Raw genomic sequence first — 295 nt, 5'->3', positions numbered from 1 at the left:
CGGCGATGGTTATTACCTGCATGGAAATGGGTGGATTGTGAAAAAAATACTGCAAGTGGCCGAGACGATTAAGGGTGGTGTGGCCACCGTTATCCGCACGATTTCGGCGCCACCTGAGGGCGAGGCCGGCAACTATGAACTGGTGTACCTGATCCCGTTCGATCAGAAAAAAGAGCTGCACGGCATTGATGAAAAACAGATCAAGACGTTCGACCGGACCAAGCGCGATGTGCGCTCGCTGCTGCGCTTCGCCTGGCAGCTGGGCCGTTTGATCCTCAAGGAAAAACCCGATGTG

Annotated in this window: 1 pseudogene; it reads left to right on the top strand. The window is 54.6% G+C overall.

Annotated features, from left to right (window positions below):
• Window positions 1-37 precede the first annotated feature (37 nt).
• Window positions 38-295, top strand: a pseudogene (locus tag BK665_RS33245) (glycosyltransferase); the annotation flags it as partial.

Source organism: Pseudomonas frederiksbergensis (genome assembly GCF_003732665.1).
Classification (GTDB): domain Bacteria; phylum Pseudomonadota; class Gammaproteobacteria; order Pseudomonadales; family Pseudomonadaceae; genus Aquipseudomonas; species Aquipseudomonas frederiksbergensis_G.
This window is presented reverse-complemented; position numbering and strand designations above follow the sequence as displayed.